This window comes from Wolbachia endosymbiont (group A) of Apoderus coryli, from assembly GCF_947251615.1.
Classification (GTDB): Bacteria; Pseudomonadota; Alphaproteobacteria; order Rickettsiales; family Anaplasmataceae; genus Wolbachia.
Genome location: NZ_OX366367.1, coordinates 1,074,189 through 1,094,905, shown reverse-complemented (window position 1 = coordinate 1,094,905; position 20,717 = coordinate 1,074,189). Strand labels below are relative to the sequence as shown.

Here is a 20,717-nt window from a genome sequence, read left to right as displayed (position 1 = left end):
ACTATGAATTTACATGCTTTCCTAACTTTTTACCACCTAAAATATGCACGTGAAAGTGTGGTACAACCTGCTCTCCATTTTCACCGTAGTTAGTGACTAATCTATATCCTGTTTTTTCTAGATTATATTTGTGTGCTATTTCTCTAACAGTTTTGAAAAAACTTATTATCTTCTCTTCAGGAGCTTTTAGAATGAAGTCATCATATGAAACATATTGATTTTTTGGTATAACTAAAATGTGAACTGGTGCGTCAGGGTACTTATCACAAAAAGCCAGTACATTTTCATTTTCATGTACCTTCTCACAAGGTAACTCACCTCTTAATATTTGAGCAAAGATGTTATCGCTATCATAAACTTCATTGCTCATATTTTAAGAGCGACCTTTCCCTCTTCCTTCGTTTTTCTCTACACTAGGTGTAGATAGTGGTTTTATCGTTTCACCAGAAGCATCTTCAAGATTTAAAGAGCTTACAAGTTCCCTTACTTTTACCATGTCCTGCTGTTCTTTCAAAGAGGTTTCTATTCCACTTACCCTTTTTCCAGTAATAACTCCTGGTTGTAAGTGATACATATCCCCAGGAACAGTTAGACTATGATGTCTTTCCTCTATTTTTATTTCACTCATAACATTCCCCTATAACTTATTTTTGCATTCCACAACTTTGCGACTTACCTGCTTTTATAGCTTCTTGCGCCCATTTTTTCTCACCTGAAGCTATAGTTTCTGAAGGCTGACCAGCCTTTAGTAACTCTTCGCTATTTGTAGGTCCTGCAGGTTTCGTAGCTCCTGATAACTGCTTTTGATTATCATATTCCTTATACAATTTTTCTGCAATACCATTTAGCAATTTTAAGTCTGTGTGAACTTTAAATTCTCCACCAGTAATTTCTGCCAGCTTCTTAAGGTCTTCGCTAACTTTATCAGCAATTCCTTGAAGAGCAAGCTTTTTTATCTCCTCTGGACTCTTTCCTTTAATGTCTTCAATTATTTTTTTAACATCAACTTCAATTACAATTTTGTTTTCTTCTCTAAAAATAGTTACATTCGGTAAACCTACTTTTATTTTACCCAATTGTTCATCGTTCAAATAAGGTATATCTCCCGTCAAAGTCCTTGACGCTAAAAAAGCTACCTTTCCTGTCCCTTTCTTTTGCTCTGTTATTTCTACACCAAGATTCTCACTAGCTTGTGTGGTTTCTATAGGTGGATCATATTCCCTTTTTTCTTTAGGTACATCTATACCAACAGCTTCCTTTAACGAAACTGTGGCATCATGTTTCATTTCACCCGTTGAAGCAAACGGCTTCTCTATAGGGTAAATAAGTGCTTTAGGCACAAGAGCAAGCACCTGACCTGTAGCTTTTACACCTGTTTTAACTGCTCCGCCTATCTTAGCCCAAATAGATTCTGCCATACATACCTCCAAGGTACTTTCTACAACTAAATACATTTTAATTATAGACGAAAAAATTTAAACTTCTATATCCATTATAAGATAGAATTATAGGGATTGCAACCATTATTTATACATTGTCTAAAACATGTGGTATTTGCTACTTTATTCAATTTACTTTAAAGAGTACTCTCTAAATTATGTTTAAATGGAACACAAATAATATCATTGATGCAACTGGTGGAAGAGGAGAGGGAGGTTGTTACAGCTCAAATATTTCAACAGACACAAGAAGCATAAAAAAAGGTGATTTATTTATTGCCCTCAAGGGAAAGAATTTTGATGGCCATAATTTTTTGCATGAAGCGTTTTTAAAAGGGGCTGCCGCTGCAATAGTGAGTGAGGGTAAATATAAAAATTTCCCTCTCATTATTGTACAAGATACCCTGAAAGCTTTGCACGATATGGCATCATACTATATTAGAAATGTTCTTGTTGACGCTAAAGTTATTGCAATTACAGGCAGTGTCGGGAAAACTACTACAAAGGATATGCTGCACACTGTTTTATCGCAATATGGAGTGTCCCATGCAAACGAAGGTAACTTAAATAATAATATAGGATTGCCTTTGACAATTCTAAAAGCTCCAAAAAACTGCCAGTACTTAATCCTTGAAATGGGAATGAATAAAGCTAGTGAAATAAAAGAATTATCACAGATTAGCAATCCGAATATTGCAGTTATTACCAACATCGAACCTGCACATACTGAAAATTTTTCATCACTATTTGACGTTGCACAAGCGAAGTTAGAGATTCTGTATGGTATGAAAAATAACGGTACTTTGATTTTGAACAGAGATAATAAATATTATGATTATCTCTCATCACATGCCAATAGAAATGTAATAAGCTTCGGTAAAGATAAAAATGCTGAAGTTTGTTTACTAAACTTAATAAGAAACGATGAATCTTCTGTCATTTCAGCACTATCTTCTGTCATCCCAGTGCCCAGACACTGGGATCCAGGAAGTTCAATTGCAAATGAGCATATCAGACGGTTGTATAATAAAGACTGGATTCCAGCGTCACGCGCTGGAATGACATCAAACCGAGTTGCTAATAGATTAAGTTTAAAAATCAGGCTGAGTGATAATCAAATTATAAACTGTAATTTACGTGTACAAGGTGAGCATTTTGCTTATTCGCTACTTGCTGTTGCAGCAGTTGTGCAAAGCCTCGGACTTGATTTATCAAAATTACCACTTGCACTTGAGAATTTTAGTGTAACGAAAGGTAGAGGCAATATTCATAAAGTCAAATACAATGGAAAATACATACATTTAATTGATGACTCCTATAACGCCAGCCCTACTTCGATGAAAGCTGCAATAAAAACTTTGAGTACATATTCTAATCAGAGAAAAGTAGCTTTGCTTGGTGACATGTTGGAACTTGGTGATAAAAGCATAGAATTTCATACAGATTTGGTTAAGACTGTCACAGAAAATAATATAGATAAAGTTTATACAGTTGGTAAATTTATGTTAGAATTACATGAGCTTTTGCCAGGTAATATAAAAGGCGTGCATTTTAATGATTCTAATCAATTGAAAAGTAATTTAGCTGACATTATTCAGAATAATGATGTAGTTCTAGTTAAAGGCTCACGAGGAATGAAAATGGATCTTATTGTACAAGAATTCATAATAGAATATTAAGTAAAATCATTATATTAGTTTACAGTAACAAATTATTAGGAACTTTAATTGTGACAAAACGTGTAATTATTTTTGGTGGAACGGGGTTTATAGGGAAACACATCGTAAGACGCTTGGCAGCAGAAGGATATTTAATAAAGATATTCACTCGTAATCAGGAAAAAGCTGCTTGTTTAAAATTGTGTGGCAATTTGGGACAAATATCAATATTTAAAGGCGATTTTTTTGATGAAAAATCAGTTCTGGAGGGTATGGAAGAATGTGATGTAGCCATAAACTTAGTGGGAATATTATATGAAGCAAAAAAGCACGATTTTTACGCTGTTCACGTTAAAATAGCTGAAAGGATAGCAAAAGCTGCAAAAATGAAAAATGTACCTATGATGATACATTTTTCTGCTATGGGAATAGAAAATAGCAAGTTGTCAAAATATGCTCAAAGTAAATTGGAAGGTGAAAAAGCTGTAACTTCAGCATTTCAAGAAGCAATAATAATTAGGCCAAGCCTTGTATTTGGTAAGGAAGATAACTTCTTTAATAAATTTGCAAGATTAGCAACTATTCTTCCTTTTTTGCCGCTAATTGGCAATGGAACGACTAAATTTCAGCCAATATGTGTAACAGACTTAGCTGAAGTGGTATATCGTATTATCAGTTTTAATAAGCAAGACAAGAAAATTTATAACATGGGTGGACCAAAGGTTTACTCTTTCAAAAGCTTATTGAAGTTTATTCTGAATGTTACTAACAGAAAGTGTTTGTTGATCAATGTATCTTTTCCAATGGCAAAGTTAATAGCTTTCTTTTTAGAAAATAAAATTATTTCTATGCTGCTAAAACCAATAACCGGAGATACGAACCCTGTGCTTACTCAAGATCAGGTGAAAGTTATGATGAATAGCTCAATCGAAAAGTCAGCTGACCTTGAAACAATGAAGGTTCGACCATTAGCAATTGAAAATGTGGTGCCAGAATACTTGAAGATTTATAGAAAGTATTGATAGAAGAGTGTGCCCGGTGGGATTCGAACCTACGACCCACAGCTTAGAAGGCTGTTGCTCTATCCAGCTGAGCTACGGGCACACAACATATATAAAATGCTTCTTAGTACAAGTGAAGTCAAGTATTTCGTGTGAATATGATGTTTATCTTGCAACACCTTGTCATTGCAGTTGTGTGTCACGCGCTGCCGAAATTGGATGCGAGAAGTCTATTTATTTTAGAAAATGTTATATAGAAACTTCCTTGACAAACCTCGCCACCCCCCTTATCATGAAACTGAAGGTATTCAGTTATCTTCATCTGTGCAGATTAAACAGCAAGAAAACAACGTAGTTGGCGTCTTATTTTTAATTTTTTGCACTATGTGCACCTTATGTCTTCACAACATTTCTGGGTTTTTACCTATATAAGCTGAAACGCGCTTATAAGTCGTTTAAGACAGTATAGTACGCCAATTTGCAGGATTAGAGAGTGACAACTAGCTAACACGGGATTTCTTTTGCCTTTTTTTCTGCTTAGTAAATTTCTTAAACATTTAAACTAAGGTGAGTTGCATTTAAAAGCAGCTAAATTGCAGTGTTTAAGGCTTAAAAAACGCCAATACTGAAAATAGACAATGACCAGGGTTTCTTTTGCCTTTTTTTTACTTGGTAAATTTCTTAATGTTTATAGCTAAAAGAGCCCAAGAGAGGTGTCATTCCAGTGCCCCTGTGATGTCATTCCAGTGCTTGACACTGGAATCCAGTTTTCCATATAATCTCATCGAAAACGTTGTAACCACTTTCTATGCTAGTTTGCTTGTAAACAAGCAAACTTTCCTGGATCCCAGTGTCTGGGCACTGGGATGACACCATTCTTTTTCCTGGATTCCAAACTGGGATGACAGCTAGCCTGACAATCGTCATCCCGCTGCTTGTTAGCGGGATCTATGCTAAAAGATACTGCGGCGGTATGACGGTTTGTGGTGGAATGGCGATAAGCTCGTCATCCCGCTTTGTTAGCGGATGAGATACCGCGGCGGTATGACGGTTTGTGGTGGAATGACGATAAGCTCGTCATCCCGCTGCTTGTTAGCGGGATGACAAGAAAGGAGCAGCAGGATGACACCATCATAAAGTGAAACTAGATTGTATCTTATCGGTAAAAAAGAAGAGCTATTTTAGGAAGTTTTTATAGGGCTAAAACTAAAGAAAACTTGCATATAAGTTCATCAAGATGTAAAATTGAAGTTATTTTAAAAGAATAGGTCAATTATGAATCTTGTAACAAAATCTGCTATCGATTTTACTGCTTCAGCCGTTCTCTCCGGCGGAGAAATTGTTGATGATTTCTGTCTGAGTAAGCACATAAAAAATAAGTATGCTATCCTTTTTTTCTATCCACTTGATTTTACTTTTGTTTGCCCAACTGAATTGATATCGCTCAATAATAGAATAAATGAGTTTGCAAAGCGTGGTATTGAAGTGATAGGAATAAGTGTAGATTCAAAGTTCTCACATTATAAATGGCGAAACACTCCAGTTAATGATGGTGGTATTGGAGAGGTTAGCTACACTTTAGTGTCTGATATCAAAAAGTCTATATCAAGAGACTATGGGGTCTTATATGATGACTCAATTGCGCTGAGAGCAACTTTCGTTATTGATGATAAATTTATTGTACGTCATCAATCGATAAATGATTTGCCTTTAGGGCGTAATATCGATGAATTCGTTAGAATCGTTGATGCAATTAAACATAATGAAGAGCATGGTGAAGTATGTCCAGCAGGGTGGAAAAAAGGTAAGCCAGCAATGCAGGCAAGCGATGAAGGAGTAGCTGATTATCTAAACTCATACAGTGAAGAATTATAAATTTAGTACAAAAGTTCTTATTATTGGATCCGGGGCAGCGGGTTATGCTGCCGCTATATATGCAGCACGTGCAAACTTAGAGCCAATTGTAGTAACGGGAATGCAGCCTGGTGGTCAGCTTACAATTACTACAGATGTTGAAAATTATCCTGGTTTTGTTTCAATACAGGGTCCAGAACTAATGGAGCAAATGAGGTTGCATGCAGAGAAGGTTGGAGCAAAAATAATAGATGATGAGATAAAAAGCGTTGAACAACTTGAGGATTCTAATGAGTATAGATTTAGATCTTCTGGTAATATCAATGACTACTACTCGGATGCAATTATAATTGCATCCGGTGCGCAAGCAAAATGGCTTGGTTTGGAGAGTGAAAAGGAATTTCAAGGTTACGGAGTTTCAGCTTGTGCAACTTGTGATGGTGCATTTTTTAGGAATAAAGTTGTAGCCGTGATTGGTGGTGGAAATACTGCTGTTGAAGAAGCAATATTTTTAACTCGATTTGCCAAAGAAGTGATATTAATACACAGGCGTGATAAATTGAGAGCGGAAAAAGTAATGCAAGATAGGCTCTTTAAAAATGATAAAATAAAAGTAATGTGGAACCATACCGTAGAGCAGATTCTTGGAGAAGAAAATCCGAAAAAAGTTACTGGTATTATAGTTAAATCAACGGAAGCTCAAGAGTTAGAAGTGGATGGAGTGTTTATTGCAATTGGGCATGCACCAAATACGGGTATTTTTAAAGGCTTTGTTGAAATGGATGAGCAGGGTTATATAATTACGAAACCTGGAACAACTTTAACTAGTAGGGCAGGGGTGTTTGCTGCAGGTGATGTTCAAGATAAGGTGTATCGCCAGGCAGTAGTTGCCGCAGGAACAGGGTGCATGGCTGCACTTGATGCAGAGAAGTTTTTAGAGTCGTAATTAATTAACTCAGAATTAGGATTTTATAGCTAAAGTGACTTAAGTTCACCGATAATTTTAAAAACAAAAATTCGTCATTCCGCTACTTGTTAGCGGAATCTATGCTGAGATACCGCGGCGGTATGACACCTTTCTTGGGTTAGCTATAGATAAATCGCTTGCAATTTTCCTTGTATCTTGAAAAAAGCATCTAGTGTTTTTAAGCTTAAGCATTAGGTGGAGAAGGGAAGAACTCTGGAAGATTCCTTAGATATAAAATCTGTAGAAAAGAAAAGAGTTCCCTTCTCAAAAGTAGAGGCTGGACGGTATCGTAGAAAGGCCTAAATGGTTCTAATTCTGTATTCACAAGGTAAGCCTTACTTTTCATTTTTAATAGTAGTATATGGAGTTATATATGATCAACAACTTTTTAGGTATAGATGTTTCAAAAGAACGCTTTGATGTTTCTCTCTCATTCATAAGTAAAAAAGGAAAGCGTGAAACTAGGAAAAGGAAATTTAAAAATGATGATACTGGGTTTCAAGGTCTACTGAACTTTCTACAAAAACATAACGTAGAAGAAGTAAAAGCTTGCATGGAATCCACTGGTTGTTATAGCGAAGCTTTGGCTGAGTTCCTCCACAACGCTGGATATTTCGTTAGTGTTGTAAACCCAGCTTGCATAAGATTTTATGCAAAAAGTAAGCTTACACGACAAAAGAATGACCAGACTGATGCAGAGATTATTGCAGATTATTGTCAAAGACAGGAACCTTCTCGTTGGACACCACCTTCTCCTGAAAAGAAAAAATTAAAACATCTTTATCGTTGCTCAAATGCGTTAAAGGATGAGTTAACATTAGCAAATAATCATTTAGAAAAGAAAGAGAGACTGCCTAAAGAAGTTGCAAATGCTTGGGAAGACCTTGCAATGAACATAGAGCAAAAAATAGAAACAATAAAAAACTCCATACGCGAACTATTAAAACAACACAAAGAATTGTTGGAAGATTTTCAACTCCTATTAACTATTCCAGGAATAGGAGAGGAAACAGCAATAGCTATTTTAGCTGAAATTCCTGGTATAAAAGCCTTTATAAATGCTAGGCAATTGGCAGCATATGCTGGAACTATACCACAAAATATAACATCAGGCTCATCCGTACATGCCAAGCCCAGATTAAGTAAAACCGGTTCACGAACATTACGTAAGGCAATGTACTTTCCTGCTATAGCAGCTAAAAAGCATAATCCTATCATTATGGCTTCTTGCGAAAGATTAAAAGAGAAAGGCAAGCATGCTATGGCCATAGTTGGTGCTGCAATGCGTAAGTTACTTCATATAGTTTTTGGTGTTTTAAGTTCAAAAAAGGCCTTTGATCCAGATCATATCAAGAACTATAGGGCTAAAAGGTTAACTGAAGGTTTAGTACTTTAAAATCAAAAAATGCTTCTAATTCATCTTATGTAAAATGGCATCTTACACAAATTTATTGAATGTTGTTGGTTAGTGGATATGTTGATAAGTAAATTTCTGCTGTTTTATATGTAACTAATTTACTTATCAACATATCCACTAACTATAATCTGTATACTGCTACACAGTTGGAAGTATTTTTTGATTTTATTATGCAATTTGGAGAATTTTTATGACTTTTTTGTTGACTAACAAGACGGTATCTTTTCTTTTTCATAATTATATTAGTAAATTATTAGGTAGGTTTAATATGCTTTATGGAGAGAATAGGACAAATACTAATGGTTACAGATATCAGAGAACTCTAGATGAACCAACACAAAAGTTATTTGAGGCTATTGATGATGAAAACCTAGAAGGTTTTAAACAAGCTCTGGCAGAGGGTGCGGATGTTAATGCGTTTGATAAAGAAGGCATGACACCTTTGGTGTCCATAGTTACTAATTTGTCTGCAGGCTTTAAAAAAGAATATCAGAATATGATTAGGTTACTTCTACTGCACCAGAGAATAGATGTTAATATTTGTGAAAAAAGTAATGACGATACAGCTTTACACCTAGCAATGTGCTTTCAACAAAAGAAAACGTTACAACTTTTGCTTAGTCACCCAAACATAAACACTAATATAACCAATAAGAAAAATCAAAGTCCTAGTGAGTGTGCTAGGCAAAATCGTGCTGAACATTTGATAATAGAAATACAAAAAGCACGAAAAGGAAGACAATTATTAGATGCTCTTTTTAATGGAAATATTAACCGAGCAAAAACACTGTTGGCTCAAGAGCTTAATCCTAATTGCTGGAGAAGAACCCAAGATGGAAGAATAAAAACACCACTTAGCTTAATTATAAAATCATGTTTACAAGGAATAACACAAGATAACGAAGAAGTATTGACTAAATTTTTAAAACATAAAGACCTAGATTTTAGTCAAATAAAGCCAATACAAGATATAGAGAAAAATCCATGGGTGAAGCAAATAATTGAACAAGCTATTACAGAGCGATTAGCTGATGCTATTAATAGCAAGGATTTAGATGATGTGAAAAAATTAGTAGAAGATAATTGTTTCATAAATCGTGCAATTGTTACTGCTGCATTTGAAAGTATTGAAAGTATTGAACGTATCAGAAATTATCTAAATGAAAAATTCCCTACAAGTGCAGAGCAACCTGTAGCAAATACACATAATGTTCAACCAGAAATAAACGACGAATTCATTGCTAAAGAGTTGCAGCAGCTCGAAAACCTTAGAGATGAACTTGAAAGAACAAAAACTCAACTTGTAGAGAAAGAGCAAGAGCTGGATAAGGTTGTACGTGAAAAAACGAGCGAAACTAGCAAAATTTCACAATTAAAAAGAGATTTAGTACAAGTAAGGCAGGAAAAATCGGCTCAACAAAGTGAATTAAGGGAAGAAAGAGATAGGCTTTCATCAGAAAATAGACTGCTCCGTACTAAAAGTCTGAGTAATAAAAACGAAAAATCCTCGGAGGCAATTTCTCCTGGTAGAAAACAAAGCAACTACGCTTCTGCTTTTTTTGTGTTGTCTGGAGCGTTTGCTGTTGGTGCATGTTTAGCAGTTTTATACGGTTATCCAGTAATAGGTGCTTGTCTTGCAGCAGTTGCACTTGTTCTTCTTTTAGTAGGATATTTTTTATACAAAGGAGATGAAAAAGACATAGGACCTGGTAGTGCCACAGATAATCCTCAAGTTACAAGGGTTTTAACTTCTTCTCCAGGCCCTGCTGAAAATTTTTATACATATTAAAAACATCTTGATAATTGAGGTGAGTGTAAACTTGAGTAGTTTCCAGGCTTGAGTGGCCAAGCAGTTGTTGTATTGATCTTATGTCAATATCTTCCTGAAGCAAATGAGTAGCAAAACTATGGCGAAATGCATGTGGAGATAAAATTTCTGGTAAATTTAACATTCTCCTTATTTTCTGCAAACGATTAGCCACATAAGTTCTTCCCAATTTTTTTCCTCTTACTCCCACAAAAAGATGTTGTGCTTCATCAAGGTAAGGACAGGCTTTTACATATTCTTGTATACATTTTTTTACTACTGGGAGAATGAATACCTGCCTTTGTTTATCTCCCTTACCTGTTACTATTAAACTTTCATTGTTAATATCACTAACCCTAAGGTTCAACGCTTCACTGATTCTTAAGCCTGTACCATATAGCAGGACGATAATCGCAATTTCTCTTTTTACCACCCAAGATTCGCCCAAGTCAGATAGTTTCATTTCTTTCACCAAAGTTTTTGCGTTGCCTCCTGTCATCCCAGTGCTTGACACTGGGATCCATTCTTCTTTTTTTCTGGATTCCAGTGTCATGCACTGGAATGACAAAGAAGAGTGAGCCCCGTGTAAATAGTGGTTATGTAAGAAAAAGTCTACTAAAGTTTTTATATTAGATATTGAAAGTGCTTTGGGCAAAGTTCTTCTCTGAATTGGCCTTGATAAGGAAAATACAGCTTCATTGTCTATATTGTGGTTGTTTTTTATGTACTTGAAGAAATTTCTGATTACTGAGAGTGCTCGAGTGTTGGATCTTGCGTTTACACCTCTTGCGTAACGAGAGGTAAGCCAACTTCTTAACTCAGGTATGCTTAAATTTTTCAGAGTACCAACATTTACTTCTCCACCAATGTGAGTATTTAGGAAACTTAGAAGATCCTTCAAGTCCCTCATGTATGACTCTAAAGTGTTTGGTGAATAAGATCTGTTGCACCTCAGCCACTCATACCATTTTTCAATGATTGAACCGAGGTCCACGGTTATTTTTTAAAGAAAGCATCGATGCACGCATCTCGAAAGGCTTCATTTATATCAGGATGAGAGTGACAAATTCTATATATATCCTCTGCTGCTGCGCCATATGCCATTGCAACCGCTGCTTCGTTGATTAGCGTATCAGCGTATGCTCCTATGATATGCACACCTAGTATTGTATCTGCTCTGCTACAAGTCAGCACTTTCACGAATCCTTCAGCATCATCAGTGATTTTTGCTCTGCCATTTGCAGCAAATTGACACTTACCCACTTTGTATTCACGGCCAGCATTTTTGAGTTCCTCTTCGGTTTTACCAATCGAAGAAACCGCAGGGTGAGTGTAAATGACAGATGGTATGATTCCATAATCAACGTGAGGTACTTGCCCAGCGATTATCTCTGCCACTGCCACTCCTTCTTCCTCTGCTTTATGAGCAAGCATTGCTCCACCGATCACATCACCAATAGCAAATATTCTTTCCACGTTAGTTTCATATCTGTTGTTAACTTGAACGAAACCACGACTATCTTTCTTTATTTTTTCAAGACCCTCAGTGCATGGTTTGCGACCTACTGCAACCAGCACCTTATCTGCTTCTATAGTATTTGTTTGGTTATCTTGAGCAGAGCAAACTTTCACACTCAAAGAGTTACTACTTTGTTTTATCTCCTCAACTTTAGTGCTAAGTAAAAATTTTATTCCTTGTTTTTGTAGACTAGAAAGTAGAGACTTACTTAATTCTCCATCCATTGCTGCAGCGATTCTGTCAAAAAATTCTACTACAGTGACTTCAGACCCTAGCCTCTTCCATACAGAAGACATTTCAAGTCCTATTGCCCCGGCTCCGATTACGACAAGTTCTTTTGGTACTTCAGTTAAAGATAGTGCACCGGTGGAAGAAATAATGTCTTTCTCATCGATATTAATTCCTGGCAGAGAAATAACGTCAGAACCGGTTGCAATTACTATATTTTTTGTTTTCAGTGCCTTGCCTTCAACTGAAACTTCAAGATTGCCTTGATCAAAAGAAGTAATTTTCCCAAGTCCATTGATTTTAGTGATTTTATGAAGGTTAAATAGATATTCTATACCTTTTCCAAGTTCCTGGACTCTGGCATCCTTATAGCCTAGCATTTCTTTTAAATCGAAACTTGCATCCTTAATTTTTATGCCAAGCTTTGACAGATCATTTTTCGTGTGAGCATACTGATAGGAAGAATGGAGCAATGCTTTGGAGGGTATGCACCCAACTCTGAGGCATGTGCCACCAAAAATGCTATTTTTATCTATACAGGCAACTTTTAATCCAAGCTTTGCAGCAGCGATAGCGCACTTATAGCCTCCTGGGCCACCACCTATAACAATTAAATCATAATCAGTCATAAAAAACAAACCTATTTTCTAAAGAATAAACACCATTCTTCTCAGTTGTTACATATATCTTATTGCGAGTAAACACTGGAGTGTGAAACACATTACCAGGTACTTTGACTACCTTTCCTGCACTTTCAGATCCCGGAAAAGCAAACATTGAACCTTTATTGCTTGTCACCCACAGTGTATGGGCATGCATAATTGGAGCAAATAGTTGCGTATTTTCTATTAAATCAGATGCCCAGACTGTTTCTCCATTTTTTATATCCAGGCCAATTATTTTATCGTCTTTAGTAACTATAAAAATTCTTCCGCCTTCTTTTTGTTTCTTTACAGGAATGAGAGGACTGTAATATGATTCAATGTCTGATACACTTTTTACTTGCAGTGACTTTGACCATAAAATATTTCCTGATTTCACGTCAATGCTATAAATATAAGAATTATTTGTAGCTATTAAAGTATCGCCAAGCACTCTTGGTGTAGTAGTTACATCTGTGAGCTGTGTATCCAAAAGGTTTGTAGCCAATTTTTGGCTCCACAATTTTTTACCGTCTTCATTAAAAGCTATTAACTCACCATTTGAAAATGGCGCTATTATTTTATCGTTAGAAATTGCTGGCGATATGGAATACCAACCTCGAACCTCATTGATACCGTTTTGATAAGTCCAAACGGAGCTGCCATCTTTTATATCAAACACGTACAGATAATTATCAATAGTCAATACTACCAATTTATTATTTATTACTGCTGCTTTCCCTCTTACTGGAGCTCTCAATTCTTTTTCCCACTGAATCTCGCCGGTTTTTGCATCTATTGTGTGTAGAACGTTATCCACTATAAAGAAAACATTTCCTCCGTGACGCAATAGGCTCATGTTACCAATTTTTTTCCTATGTGAGAGGTGTAATTTCCAATTCATAGCCTTTGAGTTATCAATATCAAAGGAATATAAAGCGCCGTGCTTGTCTGATAAAATAACGCTATCTTCTGTAAGCACTGGAGCTACATATCCTTGAGATAGTTTTTTATCCACTAGAATTATTCGCTCGCTTGCCATTGTGTAACTGCTACACAATAACATTATCATGACAATTATTACTTTCATTATTTATTGAAAACAAGATTCATTAATATACATCTTAAGAACCTTAATTACAACGGAAATGTTCTTGCTGCATGTTAAAAACGTTGATTTATGAACGAAATATTATATTATTATGTGAGATAATGCATACTTGACCTTACCCAGAAAAAGTGCCAACCTGCCACCTATCCACTCTGAAAAGTGATTATCTTCTCTTGCTTCCAACCAAGCAATACCTAATTCATACCTTCTGGGTAAGGTCATCCGCTACTTGGATGACAGAAAAGAGTGCTGGGATGACAGGAGGCAATGCAACCTCATTAAAAACTTAATTTCAACCCAGCCAAGAGCACATAACCAGAGTTGTTATTTTCTATTGTAGGTTCTTTGGTACTAAATTTTACAATATCGAAATAGTATGAAGTACCTAAAAAAAGAGAATTTTCAAGGCTTAAAGCATATGATGTTAACTCGTTTGTGCCTTTGCCTGCAATATCCCTGCCACTATTGAAATATGTTAAGCTCGATTTGTAAGAATCAGAATGGTAAGCGATACCTGCATTCATATAATACGTATTATTTATTTCAGGATTACGCCTCTCACCAGATTCACCACCATTACCATACGAAAAAATGCAATCAAGATCGAACAATTTTAGCTTCAAACCAAAATTCCAGTTTAGTAATTGATTACGGCATTCATAATTTTTAGAAGTTCCATCTGAGCAATCAGTTAAATTTTCTCTTGCAAATTCACCAGTCAAAGCAGTAGTAAAACCTATATCATCTGACAAGCTGTTTTTATAGGAAAGGCCAGCAGCAATTAAATTGCTGTACTGTAAGTTATTTTTTCCTGGAACATAGCTGAATCCGAGTTGAAAGTTATAGATTTCAGGGGAGATGTAGTTAATTGATGATTGTTTTAACCCTAGTTCGAGTCCATTATAATTACTGTAAATGTTGGGTTTTACCCAAAATACCTTGTCTTTATCATATCCAGGGTCACCATCTTTTTTATGATCACCACGCAAATTTGCATAGTTTGTCCAATGACCATTTACTCCTCCAGCAGCTGTATAAATTTTTGAAGTGTTAATTAACATGCCCTGACTAACTAAACTTCTTTTACCATATTCAATTGATCCAAGTCCCTGATTTTTAATGATGAAATACCCTTCCTCCATGTCTAACTTTTCTATGTCTAACGCTTTTAGGTTTGCAATACCAGAAACTCCTGCCTTAACATTAAACCCCATTTGAGTATTTGGATAAACTTGCTGTAAATAAAGAAAGCGCAAGTATGAATAACTTGAAGTTTTATCCTTAGGCTTAGCATTGAAAGAATCTCTGTTGAAAGCGTAGCCGGATCTCAGATCTACTTTTCCATCTAGTTCTGCATAAAATATTTCCTTATCCAGAATTGTTCTAGAGCTAGCACTATTCTGCAAAAATAATGATGAAAGCAATGCTACCAGGTAGTACCTTAACTTCATAAATAAACTTAAATCTTTATAAAAATTTAAGTTTAAACTCAATATAAATAAAAAACAACTTCACATATATTAACTAAGCTTTCTAGACCCCAGTGTTAGCTACTTGGATAACACCTACAACCTCGTCATTCCGCTACGTGTTAGCGCCGCGGCGGTATGACGTAGGGCTGTGCTAGCTATATCATTAGCTTACATATTTTTTAAAAAGACCAGAAGGCGCCGCTGGTTTTTACGTTAAGCATTAGATTTTTCTGCCCGTTTTTGAGCTATATTCCCATAAATTATTGATACACTTAGTAATTTTCGCTTTAATAACTGCTTATTAATGGCAGAATGTATACGATTAATTATTTTAGATGTACTTTTTACATCGCAGTTAATCAAAACAAAAAGCACTTTATTCTCATCAATATACCCTAGAAAATCATCACTACGGCAATTTTTATAAAAATGTTCTATGACAACTTTCAGTGCATCATTTGTCTCGCTACAGCTACTATTTAAGCCAATTATTCCTATAGCTGCATTAATTTGATGTTGAAAGGCGAAATTCAATATAACGTATAACTCTAGAATAGTGGACTCATTGCCCGGTATATCGAATAAGTCATGGTTTTTATATTTTTTACCCATTAGGTATTCATCTCTAAAGATTCCTAATTTATGGGACAAACTGATATCACGTATTAATAGCTCATAATTTATTTTATTACTGGCAAATTGTGCAGTGCGGAAAACTTTTACTTTTGTCCTGATATCTTCTCCTTTAGCATCAATTAAGGAAAAATCTATCACTTTAGGTAATATATCAAGTAAATCGTGTCCATTTTCGGTATACTCTAAATAATTCTTCACGTTGCCGGCTGCTCTTGTGCTTAAGATATTAATTAATGGCTTGTTAAGCAAATTCTCCTCTTTATATTTTAGCAAATCCCTTGCAACTTGATTGAGCCCCGAAATTAACACGGTTTTTTTCTTATTATCCTGACAAATAGATACCACAGCATCATCTTTCCTTCTTGCAGTTATGAAATCAGCCATATTTTCATTTTATATGATACATCTATAAGTATAATAAAATTACATTAAAATTTACTTACTTATTAATATGCTTGATTAGATATAAGTAAAATGTCATATGGGATGGCTTTGTTAGCTGCTTTAGGTGGTAATAAATGGATAGTCAAGCAAAATTACATTTGTAACTTTGCTTGACTTGTCCGTTTTTTTTATGTCTTTATTACAATCATAACCTCTAGCTCTGAGTTATACCCCTTTATTACATTGTATTAGATGGAAGTAGAACAGGACCCAATTTTGCGTTTTGTTGTTCTGAAAGACTCCCTAAAAGATCTGTACCAGGTTTTAGCTGCTCAGCAGAATCAAGATTACTGCTTGGTCCTGAATCTTCCAATTGCACGATAGTGCCGCAAGCTTCTTCGTATGATGGTGGTTGTGCTTCTGAAAGATCTGGGTACAATCCTGGCTGCTTAGGTCCATCGTATGGTGGTGCTGAAGGTTTTTTACCATAATCGCCTACTCCTGTTCCTTCTTGTTCTAATTTCTTCACATCTTCATTAGTTGCTTTCTCTGCACGCTTTGGTCCTTCTATGAAGTCTTGCATTTCCTTTTCAAAACTTTGCTCATAGCGTCTCTTTATTAGATGAGCCACACCTGCTGTTGCGTATAATGCAACGGCGATTGATAACATAATTGGTACTATATAAAAAAGTGTGATGTCAATCATAGGAAATAAGAAGCTAGGTCGTGGTCCATGTTGTACTCCCATACAAAACATGCCAAGACACATTACTGAAATACATGGTATGAAAAAGGCCAGAGACGCAGAAAGTACTAGTGTATTTTTCACATTTCTTACTCTTATAATTTTTTTTGCTCTACTATTAAGACTTGAATATGTTTCCCCAATATCAGTATCACCCTTAACATAAGCTGTTAGTTTTTTTTCCATTATCTCTATAATCCCGTCATTTAGTATAGAGAAATATTTGGATGGATAAGAATTTGATTTTGTTTTACCACCGTTAAGAAGGTTTGTGATGTCCTCTTTATATAACTCGAGTTTTTCGATCTCAGATGAAGCTTTCGTTATTTGTTCGTCTATTTTATCTATAGCAAGTGCTTTAGCCTCTTCACTGTGCATTTCTACATTATTTAAATTAGTTCTATCTTCTTGTAATTTCTTTTGCTTGTCTTGCAGATCTTTTAAATCTTTATCCATTGCACCTTGCAACTTTTGATTTAGTTTATCCAAGTCATCTTTGGCTTCTTGAAGTAAATTTTTATGAGTGAAATATCTTAATAAAATAGGTAGAGTTAAAGGATCTTTTTTATGAGTAAAATACAAAGCATCCAGAGTAACACTATCAGGTATTATTTCTCTTGGCAGAGTTATATTTCTTTTTTCATAATCCTTTGAGATCAGATCTGCTAGGTACTTTTCTTTATCACCATCAACTGACCTAAGAAATTTTTTGTTACTAAATATCTTAGCTAGTGCTTTCGTATCCCAGCCACTAGATTGTTTTATAATATCACTTAGCATTGAAACCTCACTAATTATTTTATGCACATAGCTTAACACTATTTTAATAATGCGTCAAATTAGTGAAAATATTAACTATATTATTTAATTAACAAAGCTTTGATTTTTTTAATAAAAAGCAATCTAAGAAACTGTTATAGATGATTGCTAAAAACTCTCATCGCTGCCTTTTTTTAACAGTGGTATCGCTAATGCTAGACTTTAAGTTACTGCAAAAAATGTTTTAAAACATAATTGACTTTATCTAGTTAATACTCCAAATTATAAAAAACAGATAGTTCTATGACGACAAGTCTATTACAAGGCAAAAAGGGATTAATAACCGGAATAATAAATAAGAGATCGATCGCATACGGTATAGCAAAAACTCTCTCAGAGCACGGGGCAGAACTTGCAATCACCTACCAGAACGAAATAGTAAAAGAAAAATTATTACTGATAGTAGATGAATTAAATGTGAAGCTAATATTACACTGTGATGTTTCAAACGAGGAAATCATAAATAATGCTTTTAAGGAAATAGAGAAGAAGTGGGGTACTCTTGACTTTTTGGTGCATGCAATAGCATTCTCCGATAAAAATGAGTTAAATGGTAAATATGTCAATACTTCACTGAATAACTTTCTCAATGCAATGCATATATCGTGCTATTCTTTCACTGCTTTAGCGCAAAGAGCTGAAAAAATGATGTCAAGTGGTGGTAGTTTACTTACTTTATCTTATTATGGCGCTGAAAAAGTTATGCCAAATTATAACGTTATGGGTTTATGTAAAGCAGCACTTGAAGCAAGTGTAAAATATATAGCATGTGATCTCGGGCCACAAAATATCAGAGTAAATGCAATTTCCGCTGGTCCAATCAGAACTTTAGCATCTTCTGGAATAAGCGATTTTCACTTCATATCAGAATGGAATAGAAATAATTCTCCGCTTAGACGCAATGTTACAATAGAGGATGTTGGCAAGGCAGCGTTATACTTATTAAGCGACTTAAGTAGTGGCACTACTGGAGAAATTTTGCACGTCGATTCAGGATATAACGTTGTGGGAATGAAGGTGGTTGACTAACAAAGCGCTAGTTCCTTCGGGTTCATACACAACTCTATCAGGAGTTTTGTGACTGTGATTGCAGAAAACATCGAACATAAAATTCCTATTGATAAAGTGACAGAAAAGCCTCTAATTGCTCCGCTGCCAATAATGAACATTATTCCTGCAGCAATTAATGTAGTGATATTTGAATCCAGTATTGTCTTTATAGCGTTTTTAAACCCTTCTTCAATAGCACGCACTGTTCTCTTTCCCGATTTAATTTCCTCACGAATTCGCTCAAATATTAAAACATTTGCATCCACCGCCATACCGACAGTGAGTGCAATACCGGCAATTCCAGGTAAAGTTAGAGTTGCTTCAAGCAGAGTGAGAATTGATAATATAAGAATTACATTAGAAAAAAGCGCAATAGAGGCCAATACACCTAATTTGCCGTAAGTGATAATTATAAATAAAGCCACGGCTATAATAGAGATTGTTGCTGCCATTTCCCCTGCCTTTATTGATTCTTCTCCAAGGCTTGGGCCAATGTTTTTTTCTTCAATTATTTTAAGTGGCGCTGGCAGTGCTCCAGATTTTAAAAGTATTGCAAGTTCGCTTGCTTGTTTTTCAGTAAAATTACCGCTAATTTCTCCCTCTCCATTTAAAATTGGCTCACGTATTGTAGGTACTGTTAAAACTGTGTTATCCAGAACAATTGCAAAAGGTTTTCCCACATTTTCTTTAGTGATTTTCGCGAATCTTTTACTCGCTATGCTGTCAAATTTAAAATGCACTGTTGGTTTACCTAAGTGACCAAATCTAACTGATGCATTAATCAGTGCATCACCACCTATTTCAGTTTTGCGGAATATTGGATAAGAATTACCTAAAGAATCCTTGAGCATGACAGTAGTTTCATAATCTATATCCTGCACCTTGGCTATGTTAGTGTTTGCCAAATGAAAAGCTAGCTTAGCAGTTTTGCCAAGCAGAGATTTTATCTGTTCGGTGTCTTCTACTCCAGGCACCTGCACTAATATTTTATTCTGCCCTTGTTTTTGAACGCTGACTTCCTTTGTGCCAAGTTTGTCCAAACGCCGCTGGACATTGTTTATTGATTCTGCAGCTACTTCACTGATCAAAGAATTTTTATAATGGGGTTTATACGAAATGAGAATTGAAGAATCTTTTCTATTTAGCTCTAAATTTGGATTTATCACATTAATCAACACAGATGCTTTTTTATAGTCATCAATATTATTTAAAGTTACAATGCTATTTTGTACGTTAGATTCAATATTTTTTGTTAGCAATGTCTCTTTTATCTCATCAGCTAGCATGCCTAGCTTTTCCTTAAAATAGAAGTCTAAGTCTATGTTTAGAAGCAAAGATGCCCCTCCTTTCAGGTCAAGGCCTAAGTTTATTCTTTTTTTCGAAATAAAAAGCTTATTATCAAAGAAATTTGGCAGTGTTATGTATAAAGCAAATAAACAGATGCATAATACTGAAAAAGATTTGACTATAAGCCTGTTGTACATAAGTTGTAGGTTTAAAATTGCAGTGTAAGTTAAAAATAGATTTTTGTAAAATTCTCTATTGTCCAAATAACCTATCCAAGTAGCTATAGAAACGAAAAAACTTGCTTGACACCCTTCGCCAGCCCCTTTATCATGAAACTGAAGGTATTCAGTTATCTTCATCTGTGCAGATTAAACAGCAAGAAAACAACGTAGTTGGCGTCTTATTTTTAATTTTTTGCACTATGTGCACCTTATGTCTTCACAACATTTCTAGGTTTTTACCTATATAAGCTGAAACGCGCTTATAAGTCGTTTAAGACAGTATAGTACGCCAATTTGCAGGATTAGGGAGTGAACACTAATTACCACGGGGTTTCTTTTGCCTTTTTTTCTGCTTAGTAAATTTCTTAAACATTTAAACAAAGGTGAGTTGCATTTAAAAGCAGCTAAATTGTAGTGTTTAAGACTTAAAAAACGCCAATACTGAAAGTAGACAATGACTA

Annotated in this window: 20 protein-coding genes and 1 tRNA gene; 8 read left to right on the top strand and 13 right to left on the bottom strand. The window is 35.3% G+C overall.

The annotated features are described in order from the left end of the window. Position 1: 1 nt before the first annotated feature. From OPR43_RS05590 to OPR43_RS05580, 3 genes are read right to left on the bottom strand one after another with little or no spacing between them, the layout of a single operon-like run. Complete coding sequence (locus OPR43_RS05590) at positions 2–370, bottom strand: HIT domain-containing protein (RefSeq protein ID WP_265034471.1); 369 nt, start codon at positions 368–370, stop codon at positions 2–4. Positions 371–373: 3 nt separating this feature from the next. Beyond that, positions 374–628 (bottom strand): hypothetical protein, encoded by a 255-nt coding sequence (locus OPR43_RS05585; RefSeq protein WP_265034470.1) that lies wholly within the window; start codon positions 626–628, stop codon positions 374–376. A gap of 16 nt (positions 629–644) precedes the next feature. Next, on the bottom strand, positions 645–1,418 hold the full coding sequence (locus tag OPR43_RS05580; RefSeq protein WP_265034469.1) for a hypothetical protein: 774 nt from the start codon (positions 1,416–1,418) through the stop codon (positions 645–647). Positions 1,419–1,597: 179 nt separating this feature from the next. On the opposite strand from OPR43_RS05580, the gene OPR43_RS05575 reads away from it, so the two are divergent. Together OPR43_RS05575 and OPR43_RS05570 are read left to right on the top strand one after the other, a co-directional pair. Beyond that, entirely contained in the window at positions 1,598–3,118 is a 1,521-nt protein-coding gene (locus OPR43_RS05575) for a UDP-N-acetylmuramoyl-tripeptide--D-alanyl-D-alanine ligase (protein WP_265034468.1), read from the top strand. Positions 3,119–3,168: 50 nt separating this feature from the next. After that, a complete protein-coding gene (locus OPR43_RS05570) occupies positions 3,169–4,119 on the top strand; it encodes a complex I NDUFA9 subunit family protein (protein ID WP_265034467.1) in 951 nt (316 codons plus the stop codon). An 8-nt stretch (positions 4,120–4,127) separates the two neighbouring features. Here the strand turns inward: OPR43_RS05570 and OPR43_RS05565 are convergent. Both OPR43_RS05565 and OPR43_RS05560 read right to left on the bottom strand, forming a co-directional pair. After that, positions 4,128–4,201 (bottom strand) — tRNA-Arg (locus OPR43_RS05565). A gap of 635 nt (positions 4,202–4,836) precedes the next feature. Then, a complete protein-coding gene (locus OPR43_RS05560; protein WP_265034466.1) occupies positions 4,837–5,025 on the bottom strand; it encodes a hypothetical protein in 189 nt (62 codons plus the stop codon). Here OPR43_RS05560 and OPR43_RS05555 point away from each other — a divergent pair. After that, on the top strand, positions 5,000–5,128 hold the full coding sequence (locus OPR43_RS05555) for a hypothetical protein (protein ID WP_265034465.1): 129 nt from the start codon (positions 5,000–5,002) through the stop codon (positions 5,126–5,128). The genes OPR43_RS05560 and OPR43_RS05555 overlap by 26 nt on opposite strands. Here OPR43_RS05555 and OPR43_RS05550 read toward each other — a convergent pair. Then, complete coding sequence (locus OPR43_RS05550; protein ID WP_265034464.1) at positions 5,105–5,233, bottom strand: hypothetical protein; 129 nt, start codon at positions 5,231–5,233, stop codon at positions 5,105–5,107. The two genes, OPR43_RS05555 and OPR43_RS05550, sit on opposite strands and share 24 nt — an antisense overlap. A 140-nt stretch (positions 5,234–5,373) precedes the next feature. On the opposite strand from OPR43_RS05550, the gene OPR43_RS05545 reads away from it, so the two are divergent. From OPR43_RS05545 to OPR43_RS05530, 4 genes are all read left to right on the top strand, one after another. Next, a complete protein-coding gene (locus OPR43_RS05545; protein WP_265034463.1) occupies positions 5,374–5,973 on the top strand; it encodes a peroxiredoxin in 600 nt (199 codons plus the stop codon). Beyond that, on the top strand, positions 5,960–6,898 hold the full coding sequence (gene trxB, locus OPR43_RS05540; protein ID WP_265034462.1) for a thioredoxin-disulfide reductase: 939 nt from the start codon (positions 5,960–5,962) through the stop codon (positions 6,896–6,898). Before OPR43_RS05545 ends, trxB begins: the two co-directional genes overlap by 14 nt. Positions 6,899–7,292: 394 nt before the next feature. After that, positions 7,293–8,315: an IS110-like element ISWen2 family transposase gene (locus OPR43_RS05535; protein WP_007548332.1), complete on the top strand. Its 1,023-nt coding sequence runs from the start codon at positions 7,293–7,295 to the stop codon at positions 8,313–8,315. 289 nt (positions 8,316–8,604) lie between these two features. Then, entirely contained in the window at positions 8,605–10,125 is a 1,521-nt protein-coding gene (locus OPR43_RS05530) for an ankyrin repeat domain-containing protein (RefSeq protein ID WP_265034461.1), read from the top strand. Here OPR43_RS05530 and OPR43_RS05525 read toward each other — a convergent pair. The 6 genes from OPR43_RS05525 to OPR43_RS05500 form a co-directional block, all read right to left on the bottom strand. After that, complete coding sequence (locus tag OPR43_RS05525; RefSeq protein ID WP_265034460.1) at positions 10,070–11,137, bottom strand: tyrosine-type recombinase/integrase; 1,068 nt, start codon at positions 11,135–11,137, stop codon at positions 10,070–10,072. The two genes, OPR43_RS05530 and OPR43_RS05525, sit on opposite strands and share 56 nt — an antisense overlap. A 2-nt stretch (positions 11,138–11,139) precedes the next feature. After that, a complete protein-coding gene (lpdA, locus tag OPR43_RS05520) occupies positions 11,140–12,519 on the bottom strand; it encodes a dihydrolipoyl dehydrogenase (protein ID WP_265034459.1) in 1,380 nt (459 codons plus the stop codon). Next, positions 12,512–13,621, bottom strand: a complete 1,110-nt coding sequence (locus OPR43_RS05515) for an outer membrane protein assembly factor BamB family protein (RefSeq protein ID WP_265034458.1) — start codon at positions 13,619–13,621, stop codon at positions 12,512–12,514. Before OPR43_RS05515 ends, lpdA begins: the two co-directional genes overlap by 8 nt. 299 nt (positions 13,622–13,920) lie before the next feature. Then, positions 13,921–15,093 (bottom strand): porin, encoded by a 1,173-nt coding sequence (locus OPR43_RS05510; protein ID WP_265035676.1) that lies wholly within the window; start codon positions 15,091–15,093, stop codon positions 13,921–13,923. A 234-nt stretch (positions 15,094–15,327) separates the two neighbouring features. Next, positions 15,328–16,134: a hypothetical protein gene (locus OPR43_RS05505; RefSeq protein ID WP_265034457.1), complete on the bottom strand. Its 807-nt coding sequence runs from the start codon at positions 16,132–16,134 to the stop codon at positions 15,328–15,330. Between the two features lie 238 nt (positions 16,135–16,372). After that, positions 16,373–17,659 carry a hypothetical protein gene (locus OPR43_RS05500; protein WP_265034456.1) on the bottom strand — a complete coding sequence of 429 codons (1,287 nt, stop codon included), beginning with the start codon at positions 17,657–17,659 and terminating at the stop codon, positions 16,373–16,375. A gap of 282 nt (positions 17,660–17,941) precedes the next feature. Between OPR43_RS05500 and OPR43_RS05495 the strand changes: the two genes are divergently transcribed. Beyond that, a complete protein-coding gene (locus OPR43_RS05495; protein ID WP_265034455.1) occupies positions 17,942–18,727 on the top strand; it encodes an enoyl-ACP reductase FabI in 786 nt (261 codons plus the stop codon). Here OPR43_RS05495 and secD read toward each other — a convergent pair. After that, positions 18,724–20,232 carry a protein translocase subunit SecD gene (secD, locus tag OPR43_RS05490; RefSeq protein ID WP_265035674.1) on the bottom strand — a complete coding sequence of 503 codons (1,509 nt, stop codon included), beginning with the start codon at positions 20,230–20,232 and terminating at the stop codon, positions 18,724–18,726. The two genes, OPR43_RS05495 and secD, sit on opposite strands and share 4 nt — an antisense overlap. Between the last annotated feature and the right edge of the window lie 485 nt (positions 20,233–20,717).